This is a genomic window from Caballeronia sp. PC1 (genome assembly GCF_021353155.1).
Taxonomy (GTDB): Bacteria; Pseudomonadota; Gammaproteobacteria; order Burkholderiales; family Burkholderiaceae; genus Caballeronia; species Caballeronia cordobensis.
In genome coordinates this window covers 165,428-182,998 of sequence record NZ_JAJUBH010000006.1, presented here as the reverse complement: position 1 = coordinate 182,998, position 17,571 = coordinate 165,428, and the positions used below count along the sequence as shown (strand labels likewise).

At 57.7% G+C, this 17,571-nt stretch carries 12 protein-coding genes and 2 pseudogenes; 3 read left to right on the top strand and 11 right to left on the bottom strand.

Translation table 11 applies throughout. The features are described from left to right. Positions 1 to 733 precede the first annotated feature (733 nt). Together LY284_RS38450 and LY284_RS38445 are read left to right on the top strand one after the other, a co-directional pair. The gene (locus tag LY284_RS38450; protein ID WP_233392469.1) at positions 734 to 1,891 is read left to right on the top strand and encodes a mechanosensitive ion channel family protein; all 1,158 of its coding nucleotides are present in this window, start codon (positions 734 to 736) and stop codon (positions 1,889 to 1,891) included. Positions 1,892 to 2,091: 200 nt separating this feature from the next. After that, a pseudogene (locus tag LY284_RS38445) lies at positions 2,092 to 3,272 on the top strand (cation:proton antiporter). Positions 3,273 to 3,810: 538 nt separating this feature from the next. On the opposite strand, the gene LY284_RS38440 reads toward LY284_RS38445, so the two are convergent. From LY284_RS38440 to LY284_RS38395, 10 genes and pseudogenes are all read right to left on the bottom strand, one after another. Beyond that, on the bottom strand, positions 3,811 to 4,104 hold the full coding sequence (locus LY284_RS38440; protein WP_144403854.1) for a hypothetical protein: 294 nt from the start codon (positions 4,102 to 4,104) through the stop codon (positions 3,811 to 3,813). Positions 4,105 to 4,978: 874 nt separating this feature from the next. After that, positions 4,979 to 5,674 carry a DUF2254 family protein gene (locus LY284_RS38435; RefSeq protein ID WP_233392468.1) on the bottom strand — a complete coding sequence of 232 codons (696 nt, stop codon included), beginning with the start codon at positions 5,672 to 5,674 and terminating at the stop codon, positions 4,979 to 4,981. Positions 5,675 to 6,215: 541 nt separating this feature from the next. Further along, on the bottom strand, positions 6,216 to 6,623 hold the full coding sequence (locus LY284_RS38430) for a hypothetical protein (RefSeq protein ID WP_233392466.1): 408 nt from the start codon (positions 6,621 to 6,623) through the stop codon (positions 6,216 to 6,218). Positions 6,624 to 6,655: 32 nt separating this feature from the next. Continuing rightward, positions 6,656 to 7,021 carry a hypothetical protein gene (locus LY284_RS38425; RefSeq protein WP_233392195.1) on the bottom strand — a complete coding sequence of 122 codons (366 nt, stop codon included), beginning with the start codon at positions 7,019 to 7,021 and terminating at the stop codon, positions 6,656 to 6,658. Positions 7,022 to 7,112: 91 nt separating this feature from the next. After that, positions 7,113 to 8,549, bottom strand: a complete 1,437-nt coding sequence (locus tag LY284_RS38420; protein ID WP_233392193.1) for an IS5 family transposase — start codon at positions 8,547 to 8,549, stop codon at positions 7,113 to 7,115. A gap of 619 nt (positions 8,550 to 9,168) precedes the next feature. Then, positions 9,169 to 10,503, bottom strand: a complete 1,335-nt coding sequence (locus LY284_RS38415; protein WP_233392464.1) for a cytochrome c — start codon at positions 10,501 to 10,503, stop codon at positions 9,169 to 9,171. 1 nt (position 10,504) lies between these two features. Beyond that, complete coding sequence (locus LY284_RS38410; RefSeq protein ID WP_233392191.1) at positions 10,505 to 10,942, bottom strand: hypothetical protein; 438 nt, start codon at positions 10,940 to 10,942, stop codon at positions 10,505 to 10,507. A gap of 38 nt (positions 10,943 to 10,980) precedes the next feature. Then, a pseudogene (gene ctaD, locus LY284_RS38405) lies at positions 10,981 to 13,579 on the bottom strand (cytochrome c oxidase subunit I). Between the two features lie 9 nt (positions 13,580 to 13,588). After that, complete coding sequence (gene coxB, locus LY284_RS38400; RefSeq protein ID WP_233392462.1) at positions 13,589 to 14,656, bottom strand: cytochrome c oxidase subunit II; 1,068 nt, start codon at positions 14,654 to 14,656, stop codon at positions 13,589 to 13,591. Then, complete coding sequence (locus tag LY284_RS38395) at positions 14,653 to 15,312, bottom strand: DUF4396 domain-containing protein (RefSeq protein WP_008344645.1); 660 nt, start codon at positions 15,310 to 15,312, stop codon at positions 14,653 to 14,655. The genes coxB and LY284_RS38395 overlap by 4 nt, the downstream gene beginning before the upstream one ends. A 318-nt stretch (positions 15,313 to 15,630) precedes the next feature. Between LY284_RS38395 and LY284_RS38390 the strand changes: the two genes are divergently transcribed. After that, positions 15,631 to 16,059, top strand: a complete 429-nt coding sequence (locus tag LY284_RS38390) for a MarR family winged helix-turn-helix transcriptional regulator (protein WP_008344646.1) — start codon at positions 15,631 to 15,633, stop codon at positions 16,057 to 16,059. Between the two features lie 56 nt (positions 16,060 to 16,115). On the opposite strand, the gene LY284_RS38385 is transcribed toward LY284_RS38390, so the two are convergent. Then, on the bottom strand, positions 16,116 to 17,426 hold the full coding sequence (locus LY284_RS38385; protein WP_233392460.1) for a chloride channel protein: 1,311 nt from the start codon (positions 17,424 to 17,426) through the stop codon (positions 16,116 to 16,118). Positions 17,427 to 17,571 lie beyond the last annotated feature (145 nt).

Here is a 17,571-nt window from a genome sequence, read left to right as displayed (position 1 = left end):
CGACGGCCAATGGCGGACGCGGACTTGAATAAACAAATACCCTATAACTGGCCAATCCGACCAAGGAACTCGATTCGGCCACATGCGTTCGTGATCGCCGATTTGAGCGCCTTTTCCTCGGACAAGCTCCCCGCAATACAGGGGTACGGCTCCAAGCATGAATAAAACACGACTCCAGTAACGACATGCCGAATCGTGACGTCGATCCAGACGCTATTTGTCCCTCGAAACGGCTGCACATCGAGCATAACCTCATAATCCCCGTGCACAATGTTCTTCGCCAATGTGGTCCTCCTCTAATCGGAATGCAAGCGAGGCTGACAGACCGAACGCGAACCGAGCCCTTCGCCCAACACCCCTGCGCGCATTCCTGGTTGCTCCGTTGCTCTCGGAGCCAGCCACTTTCTTCCTCGACACTTAAATCCATCTTAAGTCGCTTCGGCGTTTAAGCGCCCGTGGATCCTTAGACGGTCGATTCACCTCGAAAAGCAGGCCGATGAACGGCTAACAGGTGTATGCCGAAAGCGGTTCGAACATATGCTCAGCACGCTTGCGTGCGCCAGCATTTCAAGCATCGCAATCGCCACATCGGTTCACATCGCGAAAAGGGCCTTGTCGCGCCGGGTGCCCTGGTGGACAACGCCATCAAACTTTCTGAATGAGAGTACGGAACTCTTGCACCGTTGTACAGACAGACTGTAAGTGATAGTAACGATAAGAGGGGAAATTACCGATGCAATGGTTCAGTTCGGCAAAATGGTTCGATCTCGGAGCGGTGTTCGGCATACCGCCTGTCGAATGGCTCTACGCAGCAGTCGCCGTTGTGGCGAGCTACCTGATCTTGTCAGGACTACTTCGCATTTGCGTCGCACGTCTTGGCAGGATCGCGGCGAAGACATCAACTCACTTTGACGACATCGTTGTTGATGTGCTTGACCGAACACACCGATTGACGATTGTGATGGCCTCACTGCTGATCGGCACCGAATTCATTGATCTGTCGGCAAAGTGGGATAGTCGAATCAGCCATTTGTGGTTTCTCGTCGTTGGTTTCCAGCTGGCGCTCTGGGTTAATCACGGCGTTTCGGTCTGGACCCACCGGCGCCTCACCAGCGCTGCGGCAACGGCTCACAATCCGGTCATCACCACAATGATGTCATGGATGCTCCGAGCGCTGCTGTGGTCTGTTCTTCTGCTCGCCGTTCTCGCCAACATGGGCGTGAATATCACCGCGTTCGTCGCCAGTTTGGGCGTCGGCGGTGTTGCCGTCGCACTGGCCGTCCAGAGCATTCTCAGCGATCTGTTCGCATCCTTGGCAATCGGCCTGGACAAGCCGTTCGAGATAGGCGATTTCATCGTGTTCAATGACGTCGCTGGAAGCATCGAGCACATCGGCCTCAAAACCACCCGCATTCGCAGCCTGAGCGGCGAGCAGATCGTCTGCAGCAACACGGAACTGCTCAAAAACACGATACACAACTATAAGAGAATGTCGGAGCGTCGCATCGTGTTTGCCTTCGGAGTGACCTACGACGCTAAACCCGAACAACTGAAAGAGGTCCCGCAGATCGTGAAGGCCGCCGTCGAATCCGCGGGTAACACACGTTTTGACCGCGCGCATTTTAAGCAATTCGGTGAGAGTTCCTTGGACTTCGAAGTGGTCTATTACGTCACCGATCCTAGCTTCAACCTTTACATGGATATTCAGCAGACAATCAATCTGGATCTTATGACCGGGTTAGCGGAGCGCGGCATGGATTTCGCGGTCCCCACGCGCACGCTCTACCTTGTCGGCGACGCTGCGGATCAGGCGCAAGAAGACGAACCAAGCAAATCTACTCGGCCACGCGTGCGCGCTGTTGGCACCGCCTCAGCGCCGCTCAAAGGTTAGGCCGCGCGGCTCTGGCGAGCGCTGCATCGCACGTTGTGCGCGTGCTCGCTTTTAACCTCGCACAGAACCTGCTTAAAGAGGATCGACAGTGCTCGATATCGTCGCAATCAGCATCTCGATGACCGCGGTATTGGCCTACTTGAATCATCGATTCATCAGACTCCCGACAACCATTGGCGTCATGGCGACATCGCTGGGGGGTGACGTTCTTGCTCGTGGTCCTCGATGGGCTCGGATGGGACGTGCTTGGGTTCGTCCATGGTTTGAAACTTGCCGAAGCGGGCTTCCTTCACTCTGTTGACTTCAGTCAGTTGCTCTTGCAGGGCATGTTGTCGCTTCTGCTTTTTGCGGGCGCCATGCATGTTGACTTTGCCAGACTTGCGAACTATCGCTGGCAAGTCCTGGCGCTCGCCATCGTGAGCACGAGCGTCTCAACCGCCGTGGTCGGGGTCGCGATATGGCTGTTGCTGCCGCTTCTCGACATGCGACTGTCTCTGCCCTATTGTTTGGTGTTTGGCGCGCTGATCTCCCCGACCGATCCAATTGCAGTCATGGGCATTCTAAGATCCGCCGGCGCGCCACGTAATCTGGAAATTGTCATTACTGGGGAGTCTCTTTTCAACGATGGCGTGGGGGTCGTGCTTTTTTCCTTGATGCTCGCCCTCGCAACAAGCGGTGACGCACCGAGCGTTTCGAGCGCTTCGCTCATCCTCCTGCGTGAAGCTGGCGGCGGAATTGCTTTTGGGTGGGTATTAGGATATGCCTTGTATCGACTCCTCGCATCAGTCGACCATTACCAGATTGAGGTCTTGCTCACCCTGGCAGCCGTCCTTGGGGTTATTCGCTGGCCAGTCACCTTGAGATCTCTGGTCCGCTTGCGATGGTTATTGCCGGTGTGATGACCGGCAACCGTAGTCGCGAGCATGCAATGTCTGAGACAACGCGCCACTATGTCGACATGTTCTGGGAACTCATCGACGAGATTCTCAACGCCTTGCTCTTCGTATTAATTGGCATGCAGGCCCTGATCGTCCCATTCACCTCGAGGATGATACTTGCCGGCGTTGTCGCTTATGTCATTGCGCTAGCTGCTCGGCTTCTTACGGTAGGTGCTCCAATTGCCTTTTTCCGGCGCGCCGCAGGACTGCCGCGCGGCTCATGGCTGGTTTTGACGTGGGGTGGCTTGCGTGGAGGCATTTCCGTTGCGCTCGCCCTCTCACTTCCGAGCGGCGACGCACGTGAAGTCATTTTGGCCATGACGTACCTCGTGGTCATGGTCTCAATCTTCGGACAGGGACTGACTATTGGGCGCATCGTACGTAAGTCCGTCTGTCAAGGAGAGCCGGCGCAATCGATGCAGACCGATGCAGACCGATGCTAGAGCTTGACACCCGAATTGCCGACGAGCATCTGAGACTTGTCCGGCCACGCGCGAGGCGACATCCTTCAAACGGTCAACTCATTCCGGAGACGTCGAATGCAAATATTTGGTCTTCAACTGAACAAGCCTTCATTCTGGGATATCACGCTCACAATGGCCGGATGTTCGCTCTTGATTCTCATTGTTTTCGCATGTTGTTTGGCCCTCGGTTACTCTCCCGACCTCGTCACGAAGCTATTGTTCACTGTATCCTTGATGTGGGGCGCGTTATGCAGTCTCTTTGGCGTCCGACCGTCTTCAGGACGCCGCCATGTTGTTCTCATCATAGGAGGCTGGATCCTTCTCGGTACGCTGTCACTTTTTGCGGCGCAGGCAGCAAGCGTCTAAAGAGGACAATTTCACCTGATCGGACGCTGAAACGAGCGTCGCTAGAACGCCCAGACAGATGCCGAAGGCGCAGCGCGGAGAAAGCAGTGGACCTGCAATCGACTAGCAAGTCGATCGGTCGGCTGAAACGTTGTCGTAAGCGCCTTGTCGATCAATGATGCAAATACAAGCGCTTTCGCTGAGCCTTGGGATGCCTTGAGGACGACGAGGCCCACAATCCGCCATACGTGAAACCGTAGCCCGACAGCTTTGATCCGGGTACTAACGTATTCCAGTCTGACAACCCCTCTGCTTGCAGCTTCGGATGGAACAGTCCAAAAGTTTCTGCATGCGCACCTGCCCCTTTGCGATCCCCTGCGGCTTGCGTCGCGTTCTTGTCAGATGCGAACGACGCACCAGAAACCAAAGAAGCGATGAAAAGTGCAGCGGTCAATAGGCGTCTCATTTCGTCTCCTGCATTTGCCCTGCGTCTCTCATGTTAGGTCGACCAAATTGAACCCCCACGGTTCCCATCAAGGAGCAGGACTTGCGCAGTACAGTGTCCGATCGGCTTTGCTGAACATCAGTGACGCAACTGTCGGTACTACCAGCACGCGAAGTCCCGGCGCCTTGCAGGTCCGTGAGATCTTGCTCAGCGCAGCCTTAAGACAGGTTATCAACTTGGCCGCTACCTAGTCTCAAATGACGGCCGTGCTCCTGTTTACGCAACAGCGACGTGCTACGCTAACGCCTCACCTTATCGATGTGCTATACAGATCGCGAGTCGACTAGCAATCCGTTATTGCCGGCAGACACGTGGCACCTCTTCGGTGGCGTCTATTATTTTACGCAGCAACAATCGGCTTGTCAGCGTTATTGAAGTCATGGATGTGAATGCGATCATCGCCAAAAATCTCGAAGACGCAGCAGCGTCTGGCCCTCATGCTAGCCCTCAGCCTGACCCTGTTCGCTTGCTCCCGTGAGGACGGTCCCTTTGCCATGTCTCCGCTCTTATCGGCGCACACAGATGCGTCCGCCGCAATGGTGGCTACTTGTATCGAGTCTCGCTGGGCCGGCGCGACGCGCAATGTGCGCATTGCCGTGGCGAAACATTCTATCCGACTGAGTGCGAAAACCTTCTTCGCCGGCGTCCGAATCGGTGCACGCTTAACAGAAGAGTCCGGTCACACAACAGTTGAGTATTTTGAAAGGCGGCTTGCCGATCGTCGCTATTTGGCTATGGTGCGGGCGTGCTTACATCCAGAAATGCCGGGCAGACCCTAGCAGAGTAACTCTGCATCCGCACCATGAGCCGCAATTTACTGAATTCTACAAATAACTTACTCAACGGCACGCACCTTCAGAGCCAGCCGCCGTAATTGAATTTTATCCTCCTCAAGGTCGAGCGCAATCTCGGCTCGCTTCAGCGCGAGCGCAGCGTGACGCACGGCCGCCAACTCGAACGAAGTGTTCCAATTCCGAGCAAGCAACGCCAATGATTTCTGCAACCGGATGCCTACTTCCAGCATGCTTGCTGCGTCGCGGGACAAGGGACCGAAGAAGTCGTCGAAGAGATCAGCAAGGGATAGGCCGGGCACGAAAACTTGGTCGCAGCCCTGCAACGGCTCCTCATTTAACTCCGATCGCCGGTCCCACCGTGAAAGGATGCGTACCCCTCTGCCAATGACGTCGATCGCGGTGCCGGGATCATTGATAGCGCATCGGCGCCGACGCGTGCGGAGAGGTCGTCTGGAATATAAGGCTTGACTGCCAGCGCTAGCAAAGCCGTTGCGACGCCCAACACCGAGAAAAGTCCTGTCCGGAACCACAATCGCTTGCTGATCCTTTTCAACACCCACTGCCATCGAGCGATCATAGCGAGACACCCCTGAATTCTGCTTAACGTTAGGATATCGCGAAGGCCTGAGTCCTTTCCATCGGCGGAGTAAGTTCACACGAGATGTGAGGCGCGAGGCCGATATTCTCTGGTTCTCTGATGCAGCGACGACCGCGACGACCTTGTCGTTGAGCGGCATAACCTGCTTCTTTTCTAAACGTTCGCGGAGATTTCTAACGTTTCAGCGACGATCGGCGTCGATAGCGTGATTTTGAACAATCGGCGCGTCCACGAATTTAAGTGCCATGTTACGTCGACTCGGCGCCCGATGCACCGCATCGCCGGCCGCTCCGGCCCTGCAACGCGACAGGTTCGGTACTGCCGTGATCGCGTCTTCGGCCGAACAACATCAACGCCTCACGAGCAGATCGTCTATCGGCACTGAAAAATAGAATGGCGTGACACAAGAATATCTTGAATGATTGACGTGAGAGACGATTTGAGATCGACGATTGTTGCGAGAAGAGTCGGCCGCCGCATGAGAAGACGAAGGAGTCAAGGTCGCTTGCACCCGCGCCAAAACTCCTGATGTACGGGTAGCTTGCCGATCGCTCCGCAACATCTCGCTGTGCGTGGCCCTTGGGTCGCTGGTGAACATCAGTCGCCGCGCTCGGCGAGCGCGTTGCCTCGATCGGCGTCAAGAGCGATGGTGGGAAAGGCTCGTCAGAACCTTCCATTCTTCAACCACCCTCCTCAATGGTGCGCTCCCATTGTTGCGCAGATACGCCGAGAGCATTTATTACGAAGGATTCCTCAGATGCACACGCCAGGTTCCGAGCTCCACCGCAGTACAGGTGCACCACCGGATTTCCAGGAAGCCAGACGCGAACTGAGTCGCCCGCCCCGGCCAGCGCATTTCGGCCCCACGCCACCCGGTAGGTCAACGTCTCGTAAAAGCGATTTACCTGGAATCGAGACTCGACGATTGCCACACCGGCTCCGGTGTCACCCTCGAACAGCCGCAAATGCACGACGGCACCATTATTGGCCTTTCCTGTATAAATGACCGTATGGTCGTAGCCATCGGCGTGACAAACACTCGACAACAGTAGAGTCGAAATCGACAGTAGCGCGGAAGTTCTGACCATGCTTAAAAACTGGATTCACTACAAGCCGCCGATCACGGCTCGTTTTCAAAGGGATGAATGGCGGAAGGAGCAGAATAGCCCAGCGCTGTCAGCGCGCAGCTTCCGACGCCAAATCCCACTCGCTGCATATAGGTCGCGCCGGCACCGTACAAAGTTGCGTCATCCAGCGAGGCAGAACGGTCCGCACCGATTGCACTCGCCGGACGAGCGTGCTCGACAGTCACGAAAAGGTCGCGATGCTGAAGGTCGTATGTCGAAAAGTAACGTCGGCTTGCCGATGCTTGGTCATTCAGCTGCGCCACTTCGTCACAAGTCAATGCTCCGTGGATGAGTCCCGGGGCAGTGTTGGCGACTTCAACAAAGCCACACAAAGCGTCGACGATCCATAGCTTCGGCAACCAAGAAAGGTACTTCGTCCGACCTGCAAAATTCGATTTCCATCGCGGACGTTTTCCGGCGGTCGACCGACTTCCGCCGCACTCCGCCAACTCAGGCAGTTGCGGGAGGTGCGGGCAAGGCTTCCTGCCATATCTCCGGCACGCAGCGCAGCCACGCAAGTGCAAGCAACAGGGGGCCAAGCCCCAGACGAACAATGGCACCCAACAACCAGCGTAGGTTGTAGCCCACTGCGCACAACACGGCGTGCAATGCGTCGCCGGTTTGTCCTTTTAGCCAGCAACGCTGCATGCCGTGGTCCTGCTTCACATGCCCGATGATCGGTTCTATCGCTTGGCGACGTTTTAACCATCGTCGCTGTGTACTGCTTAGCGTCTTGTGTTTACCTCGGTGAATCAACTGTACCGGCGCGATCTCGGCATCCACACCACGATAACCAAGATCGGCCAGCACGGTCCTGGGCTTCGATACGCCCGGCAGATCCTGAAGCAAGATGGTCGTTTGTTCAAGTTGTCCGGCCAGGGTATGCCCGTCATACGGGTTGCCCGCAAACGAGCGGGCACCGACGATAAGGCCTTGCTTCTCCGTGATCGCGAGACTTACCTTGACGCCAAATTCATAGGGCTGGCGAGCCTTACCTTTCGAGATGCATTCCACTTCTGGCGCGTGAAGCGCGTAGAGCTTGTGCTTATCCTTCGTCCGCTGGCGGTAGATACGCCAGGCGCGCTCAAGCCAGATGCTCAAGGACGCCTGTTGCTCGGCGGATGCGTTCGATAACTTTCTCTCGATGTCGCGCAGCAATCGTCCGAGTATCGTGCGCTGACACTTGAGCACCCGGCGCAGTCGCTTGAACTGTTTCGCATGCGAATAGCCACCGGCGCGGCGACGCAACTGTTTCCCCTCTCGCTCGTAGGTTTGCTTCAGTGTCAATCCGGCACGTTGCGCGAGCCTTGCCAGTTTGCCTCGCGCTATTTCCAGCAATCGGCTGTCAGTCGGATAGGCAATCGCTTTCTGTTGGACCGTCGTATCGATAATCACGCGCTCGAACTCCGCCGGCCTCACTGCTTTCATTTGCACGGCCGTTGCAATTGTCGTCGCGAGCAACTCCTCGACGCCGGCTTCGCCCAGCGCCTGCCGAAACCGCACGAGGTTCGTCGGATCGCACGGCATGCGCGGCTGAAAATACTCCTCGCCGCAGAAGAACTGGAAGTACACGTCTTGTGCCCAGCGCTCACAAACCGATTCATCACTTTCGTTGTACGCGTGCTTCAGGTAGAGCAGCCCGACCATCAGCCGGATCGACAGGCGCGGACGTCCGGCAGAGCTGAGGCCTGCACCGGCCAGTTGGGATGCCGTGCCGAACAGATCAATCTCCGCGCTTATCCGGCCTTCGCGAGCACGTCGCTCGAAGATCGGTGTCAACGTCGCCTCTATCGACGTCCAAGGCATCCGGCTCGCCAAGACCGCCAGGGGATGCCGCATATCGATCATCGCATCCAAGCGGCTGCGGAAGAAATCCGGTGTGCTCATCGGCGCTTCTCACTCCCAGAAGATAGGCCAATTCCATATTGAAACTGGGAGTTCCGCAACCCTCTATTTGCACCTATTCGCAAGCGGCGCCTGGCTTCGCGCCATTCTGCAAGACCGACTACTTCATCGAGATCCTCGCCAAAGCATTATCGGTCGTTTCCGCACGTATCGGGCGTTTTCCGCATCCATTAGGCTTCTATGCCGTGTACGACCGTGACGCACAATGTTGATATAGCACAGTGTGCCATATCTGCCTGTACGGGTGATATTGGGGTTTGCTCCATCGCAGCTAGAAGTGGGAGATGTGAGGCGCACCGTCGTAGCTACGACACCAGCGGGATCTGATCACCCCTGCGAGCAGTTTTGTCAAGCGCGGCAGCGGTGCAACGGTCCGGAGGGCCTCGGCCTCGGCTCCTCGCTCTTTCAGCGCCATCGCGCACCGGTGCAAGTTCCTCGGAGTCGCCTTACCTCTTTCTGCTATTCCAGTGGGAGCCAGTGTCGGTGTTCCGGGGTGGCTCGAAACGGAATAGGTCGACAGAAATGTTGTCTTGAGCTCTCATGTTTCGACTGTTTGGCGAGCCCCAGCGACTGCGCCGCCGAACCTCCCGTCGGGAGGCCACTACTTATGAATCTCCGAGCGAAGCCGCTCGACCTGTCGGTCGGAGACCGGCGCCGCATGATTTCCCCACGTGCTCCGGATGAAGCTGATCACCTCCGCAATCTCGTGCGACGTCAGCTCGTGATGGAAGGCAGGCATTTTCTGCGCTGCGGGGCCGGTTTCGGTGGCAGGGCTTTTACTGCCTTCAATGACGATGCGCATGATTGAGGTCGGATCTTCAGCCAGAACGAGAGGGGCGCCGGCCAAGGCCGCCACTTTGCCTGGTTCGCCGCGCCCGTCGGGCTGATGGCAACGGGCGCAGAACGACAGGTATATACCTGCGCCAGGCCGTTCGTTTTCTCCAGTCTCAAGGCTGCGCGCAGTTTGTAGCTTGGCACGCGCGTCGTTGTCGTAGGCACCGTACGCTTGCTGCGGGGGGAGCGATTTGAGATACTCGCCAATGGCGTTAAGGTCCAAATCGGTAAGATACTGGGTACTGTCCTCCACGGCGGGCGCCATCGCGCCGAACGCGATCGTGCCAGCGCCGTGGCCCGTGCGCAAGAAGTTGACGATGTCTTGCCGTGACCAGCGCCCTAATCCGCTTCCCCGATCGCCGGTGAGGTTGGGTGCTAACCAATGGTCGACCACCCCACCGGTTAGGTATAACGGCGACGCCTCGCTATATCCGAGTTCGTTATACGCTGGGCCACGCGGCGTGTGACAGGCGCCGCAATGCCCGAGCCCTTGGACTAAGTACGCGCCGCGATTCCACTGAGCACTTTGTTTGGGATCAGGTGAAAACTCATCGCGGTTACCGAAAGCGAAAGTCCAGAACAGCATACCCCAGCGTTGATTGAACGGGAACGGCAAGTGCGTCCGCGGCGCGCGTTTCGCTGCGGGCGTCACGCCATGCATCAGGTACGCATACAGCGCCGTCACGTCAGCGTCGTTCATTTTCGCGAACGACGCGTACGGCATTGCTGGATAAAGGCGCTCTCCATCGCGGCGCTTGCCGTAGCGCAGGGCATCGGAAAATTCCTTCAACGAGTAGCGGCCGATGCCGAATGTGGGATCAGGCGTGATGTTACTCGCATAGATCGGGCCGAAAGGCGAGTTGACGGGCAGGCCTCCACCCAGCGGGGTATGGTCAGCCGCGTCGTGGCATGCGCTGCAGTCGCCCGCCTTTGCAAGATATTCGCCACGCGCAACGAGCTTCGGATCGCTAGTCGCGGGCGACTGCGCGGTAACGGCAGTCGGCAAATGATCATCAGCGCTTCCGCTACACGCGCCAACGGCGAGTGCCACAAGTAGCAACAGCAGGACGGTGGTCGGCTTCGAGCTTCTTGGCGCGTTCATATCAGTGCCATTGACTGCAAGAATCGAGGAACACTTCCGCGAGGATCGTGAACACTAGTCCCACCACAAATCCACAACCGATCAATGCGCTGCATAGAGCGATGAATCGTTTTCGACTAATCTCTTCCTGTTCGCGCCGCGGTTGCTCCTTCAGTTCGTTAGGATCGCCCTGCGCTCTGATACTGTTTTGCCTCGCGTGCAAGAGAGCGAAGCCGTACGTGGACAGTGCCGCGCATACGATCGAAATCGCAAGTGCCAGGGCCGATGTCGCGTACAACCATGTGTGCATATGGGTGACACCCGGCGACCGGAGCGGTGTTGTCGTTGCATCGCACGTCTGCGCGGAAACGGTCTCAGAAACGATGACCTGCAAAAGCCATGCACCCGGTGAGATAAAGAATCCCGCACCTGCATAAATCCATAGGCGGCGTTTCTCCACCTGTGTCAGTCCTTCGTCTGTGGGGACGCGCGGATGCATCACTGACCCCTGAGCCAAATCGGCGTCACGTAGAGCGCGGTGAAAATGAACAGCCACACCACGTCGACAAAGTGCCAGTAAAGGCCGCCGATGCGCATCGGCGCATTGCGCGCTTCGTCGAAATAGCCCAACGCGATCCATATTGCCAACAAGATCAGGATTACCAGTCCCACTAGAACGTGCGCCAAGTGAAAGCCGGTGATGGTGAAGTACAGCGAACCGTAGAGGTGCGCAGTCAATCCATACGGATGGTTGTGCCATTCCTTCAGTTGTACGCCGACGAAAAGAGTCCGAGTACGATTGCGACCAGCAACCATGCGAAAGCCCACCATCGCTTGTTCTTCTTGAGCGTGCGCTCGGAGAACCACGTGAACACGCTGCTCAAGACAAGCACGCCGGTACTCAGCGCGCCAACGCCGATCTTCGGTATGCCCTCGGGGGGCCATGGCAGCTGCGTTTGGGATTGCGAGTAAAAGTAACTAAAGAGCAGATAACCGAAGAGGCTTGCCTCTGTGGCGACAAGCGCGAGAACACCCCACCACCCGCCGGGTGTTCGCCGGCGCTGCCCACGGGAAGTGCATCGTCCTTTAGCGCACTCGGCGCCGCAGTCACCTGTTTGGGCGTGGGCGGTTCGCGCTGCGCCAATGACCGACGCGGCCACATCCACGCAATCAGCGTCACGCCGCTCGCGGCGAAAGAGATGATCGTGAATGAAGGTGAACGCAGCAGCAATGCGAGGAACATGAATGCGGCGAAGACGCCAAGGAGGAAAGGGGACCATGCGTCATCCGGCATCTTCAAGATGACGTCTGGCTTGCCGCTGAACGGATGGACGCCCAACGCCTCCCGGCCGTGATGCAGCAGGTACCCTTCCTTCAGATGCGAACGCCGGCCAGTCGGTTGAATTCGATCTTCCCACATGGGATGGCGTGATTCAATGATCGGAAGCACGGCGAAGTTATAGGGCGGCGGCGGCGACGAGACGGACCACTCAAGACCTGAGGCGTCCCACGGGTTGGGCGGGGCTTTACTTCCGCGGCGGGCTGAGAGCAACGCATTGATGGCAAATAGCACAATGCCTATACCGAGCAAAAATGAGCCAATGGTCGTGACGAGATTGGATGTGTCCCACCCCATTCCTTCGGGATAGGTATAGACGCGTCGGGGCATGCCAAGCAAACCCGATATGTGCATCGGGAAAAAGCCCACGTTAAAGCCAATGAATACGATCCAAAAGGCGATCTTCCCGAATCGCTCATTCATGAGGCGCCCGGTGAATTTGGGGAACCAGTAGGTAATGCCACCGAGCACGGGGAAGACATTGATACCGAGCAAGACGTAGTGCAAGTGCGCCACAATGAAGTACGTTTCGTTCAGCTGCCAGTCGAGCGGCACGGCGGCAGTCATCACGCCGGAGACACCACCTATCACGAACATCAGGACAAAGCTCGCGAAGTAAAGAAATGGGACCGTAAAAACTGGGCGGCCCATCCATATCGTCGCGATCCACGCGAACACCGCCACCGCACTCGGAATCGAAATGAGCACGCTTGCCGCGCCGAAGAACGCCAGTGCGAGCGGCGCGATGCCTGTCGCAAACATGTGATGAATCCACACCTCGAAGCCGATTATCATCGTGGCGACTGTTGACATTGCCACGGCGGCGTACGCAACCAGCGGCCGCCTGCAAAAGGTTGGCAATGCATCGGAGACGATGCCCATCGCTGGGAGCACGACGACGTACACCCAAGGGTGCGCGAACATCCAGAACAAGTGCTGCCAAAGGAGCGGTCGGCCGTCGGCGGCGACGTCAAAGAAGTGCGTGCCGACATTGCGATCCATCCACAGCAATAGAAATGCAAGACTCACGGACGGCACGGCGAAAAGATTGGCAAACGAGATCGTGAGCGTTCCCCACACGATGATCGGCAGGCGATCAACTGACATGCCGACCGCACGCATGCGAAAGAGTGTAACCACGAAGTTCACCGCGCCTACCGTCGTCGATATGCCTAGCAGGACCATACCGAGCGAGTACACATCGATATTGGGTCCGCGGTTATATTCGAGCGAGGAGAACGGCACGTAGTTGAACCACCCCGCATTCGGAGCCTCGCCGAACGGAAAGCTGCAATAGAGGAAAAGTCCCGCAAACAAGAACAACCAGTAGGACAGCGCGTTCAGGCGCGGGAACGCCATGTCACGTGAACCGAGCATGAGCGGCCAGAGGAAGTTAGCGAAGCCGCTCAGCACCGGCAGGGCGTAAAGAAATATCATCGTCACGCCGTGCATAGTGAAAAGCTGCGCATACTGCTCAGGCGACAGGAGCGTCTCGTTCGGTCGCGCCAGTTGCAGGCGCATCAGCAAGGCCTCGACCCCACCGATAAGAAGAAAGGCAAAAGCTGTAACGATGTACCGCAAGCCGATTTTCTTATGATCCACCGTCGTAAAAAATCCGCGCCAGCCAGACTCGCCTTCCCAAGTTTCACGCAGACGTTTTTCCGCGTCCGAACCCTCGGGCACGCTGCCGTATTCCGGTTCTCGCCGGAAAGCCACCCGCCCCGACTGCACCACGCTGCGATCACTCGTCGCGGACATCGTTATTCCTTACCTGAGAGTAGCGAGATAGGCCGAAAGATCGCCCGCTTCCGCAGGCGAAAGCTTCATGTCCGGCATGAGCGCACCGGGCTTGATTTCCTGCACGTGCTGCACCCACTGCATCAAACTTTCCGGCGAATTAGCGACCGTACCGGCGGCGATCAATCGGCGGGACAGCACATGTGTGAGATCGGGCGCTTGTACGCCAGCGGAACGGGTGCCACGAACCGTATGGCAGCCCGCGCAACGCTTCTCAAACAGCGTGGCTCCCCTCGCCGCTTGAGCATTGGCCGGGACGGGCGCCGGCATTCGCTGCGCTGCTATCCAATGCTCAAAGTCCGTGTGCGGCTGGGCGTACACTTCGAAGGCCATATGCGCGTGCTGCAGGCCGCAGTACTGGGTACATTGCCCTCGGAATACGCCGGGGCGGTCCGCCTGAATCCACTGACGGTTGGTCACGCCAGGTATGGCTTGCGTCTTGCCTGATAGCTCGGGCACCCAGAAGGCGTGGATGACGTCCGCGCTTTTCAGCAGGATGAGCACCGGCACGCCCACTGGAATATGCAGTTCGTTCGCGCTCGAGAAATGACTTGGACCATCGCCGTAGTCGACTTTCCACCACCAGTCGTAAGCCGTGACAGTGACAGTCATCGCCGGTTCGTTCGGTGGTTGGGCGACACGTGCGAGCACGACGAGCATATACACCGTAATGCCTAGGAGGGCGACTGTGGAGATTGCCGTGCCAACATAAACGAAGCTCGTGCCTCCTTCGGTGCTCAGCGACCTTGGATCTTCAGGCTTACGGCGCCGAAACATCCCGATGATCAGCATAACGGTAATGATCGCGCACACGGCGGTGCAGATGGCCGCGAGTATCCATCCTAGGTAAAGGACCGGCTCGGTCGCAGGACCTTTGCTGTGAAGGAAGTAAGCGAGCGGTGTTTGTGTGCCGGCAAGGGACGTCGCCACATGGGCCGTCGCGTCAAATCCCGCCCGAGCCTTGTCGTGAGCTAGCGCAATCGTCAGCGCCAATCCACAACGGGCGGACCGAGCAGTGAGGCGAGGTGCGCTGCTCACATCTTCTCCTTCACGCCACGCTTGATCAGCCAGTAATTGACCGGATAGGTCGTGACGAAACCTGCGACCATTGCCACTTGCATGCGCACCCAATATGCAGCGCTCGTCGGCTCCAGCGACGCGGCCCATTCGGAGAAAGCAATCATGCAACCGAACATACCGATTTCGTAAGCGAGCAGGGAAAGCGTATCTGCCTTGACAGCCGCAACGATGCCGTCGCGCAGTCCCAAGCTACGCATCGGTGCAATAGAGAAATACTGGAAAGCGATGCCAAGCAGGTAGGCGAGCGCGAAGGCCAACGCTAGTTTCCCAGCCAACGCGGAGCCGGCAATAGTCACTGCGAACCCAAACGCGAGCCATTCGCCTATGAAGTCGCCCAGGGCACATCCGGCGCCACAGTGGGTCGCGCCGAGAAAGGTGGCCTGCCACATCGGAGGTTCAGCTTTCTCAGCACCCGGCGTTGACCGCCCAAACCAAAAATAAAAGATCAGGCCAACAGGACCCCAGTAAAGCATCGTCAACGGCCAGACGACGGACATAATGACCATCGGCTGCCGGTGTCCGCCTAGCCATACGTCGAAAGCGACGATAATGGCCGATAGCACGGATAGCGCAAGCCATATCGACGCCGCGGCGGGCGATCCGTATATTGGCATCGAAGGTTCTCCCGTGCACATGAGACCAGACGAAGGTGACGCTAAGGTCTCCAACGCTCGCTTGCCCTGCACACCCAACGGGTCCGCATCAGGGTGCAAACACGCAGCAAGCGGTGTTCCGCGTACGTAGTCTTGGAAGCCATAGGGAGCCGGCGGGGGCGGCCGTGCAAGACGGTAGGCTCGCTACATGTCACATCGTGCCGCTTTCACTTGCGCTCTTAAGCGGTATGCTCGATAAAGGTCGGGCTCTGCTAACATGTGGCCAGTTGAACGACCGGGAGCCATTGTTTCCGCCATCTCGAAACGAGACTTACCCTCATGAATCAGCGAAAGAGTCGCGCTCAGGGCGGCCTTCTTACCAAACGAGACCTCGAGTCGATGTCCAATTTCCGGTATCAGCTCCGGAAATTTCTCCGATACTCCGAGGAGATCACTCACGCAGCCGGCATTACACCGCTCCAGTATCAACTGCTTCTGCATGTGCAGGGCATTCCGGGAAAGAGCTGGGCGACTGTTGGCGAGATTGCAGAACGCCTCCAAGCAGCGCCCAACGGCACCGCAGCGCTAGTCAATCGATGCGAGGCAGCGGGACTCGTGCTTCGCAAGCCCGGTGAAGCCGACCGGCGGCTAGTTGAAGTTCACCTCACACCGAAAGGCGAACGCTGCCTGCTGGAGCTGGCCTCCTTGCATTTCGCCGAGTACCGCGCGTTTGGCTGGTTAGCCAGCAGCGTCGAGGCACAGGGGTAGGCCCGCTCAAGGCTCGGGGCGTCTCCGGCGATCCTTTACGGCCCCTCGCGCCACCATCAGCCTGCCGACTCATACCTTTGAGCGAGCGCTTCATAAAGCGGCGGAGCAAAAAACTTCGAGACCTGGCTAGATATCAACGCAGTTGCCATCAGAGAGATGACCAGTGCGTGGCCATTAATCATCTCGATAACGATGATAAATGCAGTGATCGGGCTCTGTGTAACGGCAGCCAGATAACCCACCATGCCCAAAGCCACTAGCATCGGCAGCTGCATCTGTCCGAAAAGCAGATGCAGTGCATTGCCAATCCCGGCGCCGATAGCAAGCGATGGAGCGAAGAGTCCGCCTGGAGCGCCAGGCAGGTAGGAACCGATCATCGAAGCCATTTTGAGGATCGGATACTCGACGCCCAACTGCACCCTCCCCTCGAGCATGCCGCGTGCTTCCGCATAACCACTGCCAAAGGTATGGTTCGCTGTTGCGACGCCGATGACCGCAATGACCAGGCCGCAAAGCCCCCCGAAGAGCACAGGGTAGCTTGCCCGCCAGGCGAGGAGCGCCTCGGGCATCCACCGGCGCGTATTGAGCAATAGCCAACAGAAGACGCCACCCAAGACACCGGCGAGCACGCCGATGAGAACCACCGCCGCGGCTAGCAGATCCGGAAAGTGGCTACCCACATCGATCGAGCCGAAATACGTATAGTTGCCCTGCAGCCCAAGGGACACGATGCCGGCAAAAATGATTGCGGTAATCAAGACGCCGCTGGTGCGCTGCTCGAAGCTGCGCGTGAGCTCTTCAATGGCAAAAACAACCCCGGCAAGGGGTGCATTGAACGCGGCAGAGAGCCCTGCGGCGGCGCCTGCGAGCGCCAGCCTGCGCTCAAGACTTGCCCCGCCCATGCGTCGCAGGCGCGCCGGATAGAGGCATCGAAGCGTGAACATCAGTGAAGCACCCACGTGAATAGTCGGCCCCTCACGTCCGATCGTGAGCCCACCCAGAATCGAGAGAAACGACACGGCGATCTTGCCGACGAGGATGCGAAGATTGAGCAGGCGCGGACCCATCTCACGCCCTGCGTGAAGTGTGGCGATCACCTGAGGAATTCCGCTACCTTCGGCGCCTTGGAACCACTTACGCGTGATCCAGACCCCCGTAGCAGCCATCGTTGGCGTCAATACGAGCGGCAGCCACCAGAATTGCTGCGTATAACGCAGAAATGTGTCGTAGCCGAAATCGATCACGCGCGCATAGAGCACAGCGAGCAGCCCCGTCGCTACCGCTCCGAGCCAGAACACCCCGTAGTGGAGCCAGAGTCGCCTGCCGTGCAGTATCGTTCTTCGGTCTATCCAGCGCGGGAATTTCATTGCAACCTGCGGTTTGAGATTCTGCGCAGATTGTGACACAAATGGCCTTCTCACGACACCGCGCGAACCACGGCCTCGTTACAACACGATATGTCACAACATGCCTGATTTACAAACGTTTGGAAGTTTTGCAAAGGCGTCGCCG

What these genes read in the sequence shown, in the direction of transcription:
- LY284_RS38450 (WP_233392469.1), top strand. Translation starts at nt 734, where the DNA reads ATGCAATGGTTCAGTTCGGCAAAATGGTTCGATCTCGGAGCGGTGTTC.
- LY284_RS38440 (WP_144403854.1), bottom strand. Translation starts at nt 4,104, where the DNA reads ATGAGACGCCTATTGACCGCTGCACTTTTCATCGCTTCTTTGGTTTCT.
- LY284_RS38435 (WP_233392468.1), bottom strand. Translation starts at nt 5,674, where the DNA reads ATGCCGCTCAACGACAAGGTCGTCGCGGTCGTCGCTGCATCAGAGAAC.
- LY284_RS38430 (WP_233392466.1), bottom strand. Translation starts at nt 6,623, where the DNA reads ATGGTCAGAACTTCCGCGCTACTGTCGATTTCGACTCTACTGTTGTCG.
- LY284_RS38420 (WP_233392193.1), bottom strand. Translation starts at nt 8,549, where the DNA reads ATGAGCACACCGGATTTCTTCCGCAGCCGCTTGGATGCGATGATCGAT.
- LY284_RS38415 (WP_233392464.1), bottom strand. Translation starts at nt 10,503, where the DNA reads ATGAACGCGCCAAGAAGCTCGAAGCCGACCACCGTCCTGCTGTTGCTA.
- LY284_RS38395 (WP_008344645.1), bottom strand. Translation starts at nt 15,312, where the DNA reads ATGCCAATATACGGATCGCCCGCCGCGGCGTCGATATGGCTTGCGCTA.
- LY284_RS38390 (WP_008344646.1), top strand. Translation starts at nt 15,631, where the DNA reads ATGAATCAGCGAAAGAGTCGCGCTCAGGGCGGCCTTCTTACCAAACGA.
- LY284_RS38385 (WP_233392460.1), bottom strand. Translation starts at nt 17,426, where the DNA reads ATGAAATTCCCGCGCTGGATAGACCGAAGAACGATACTGCACGGCAGG.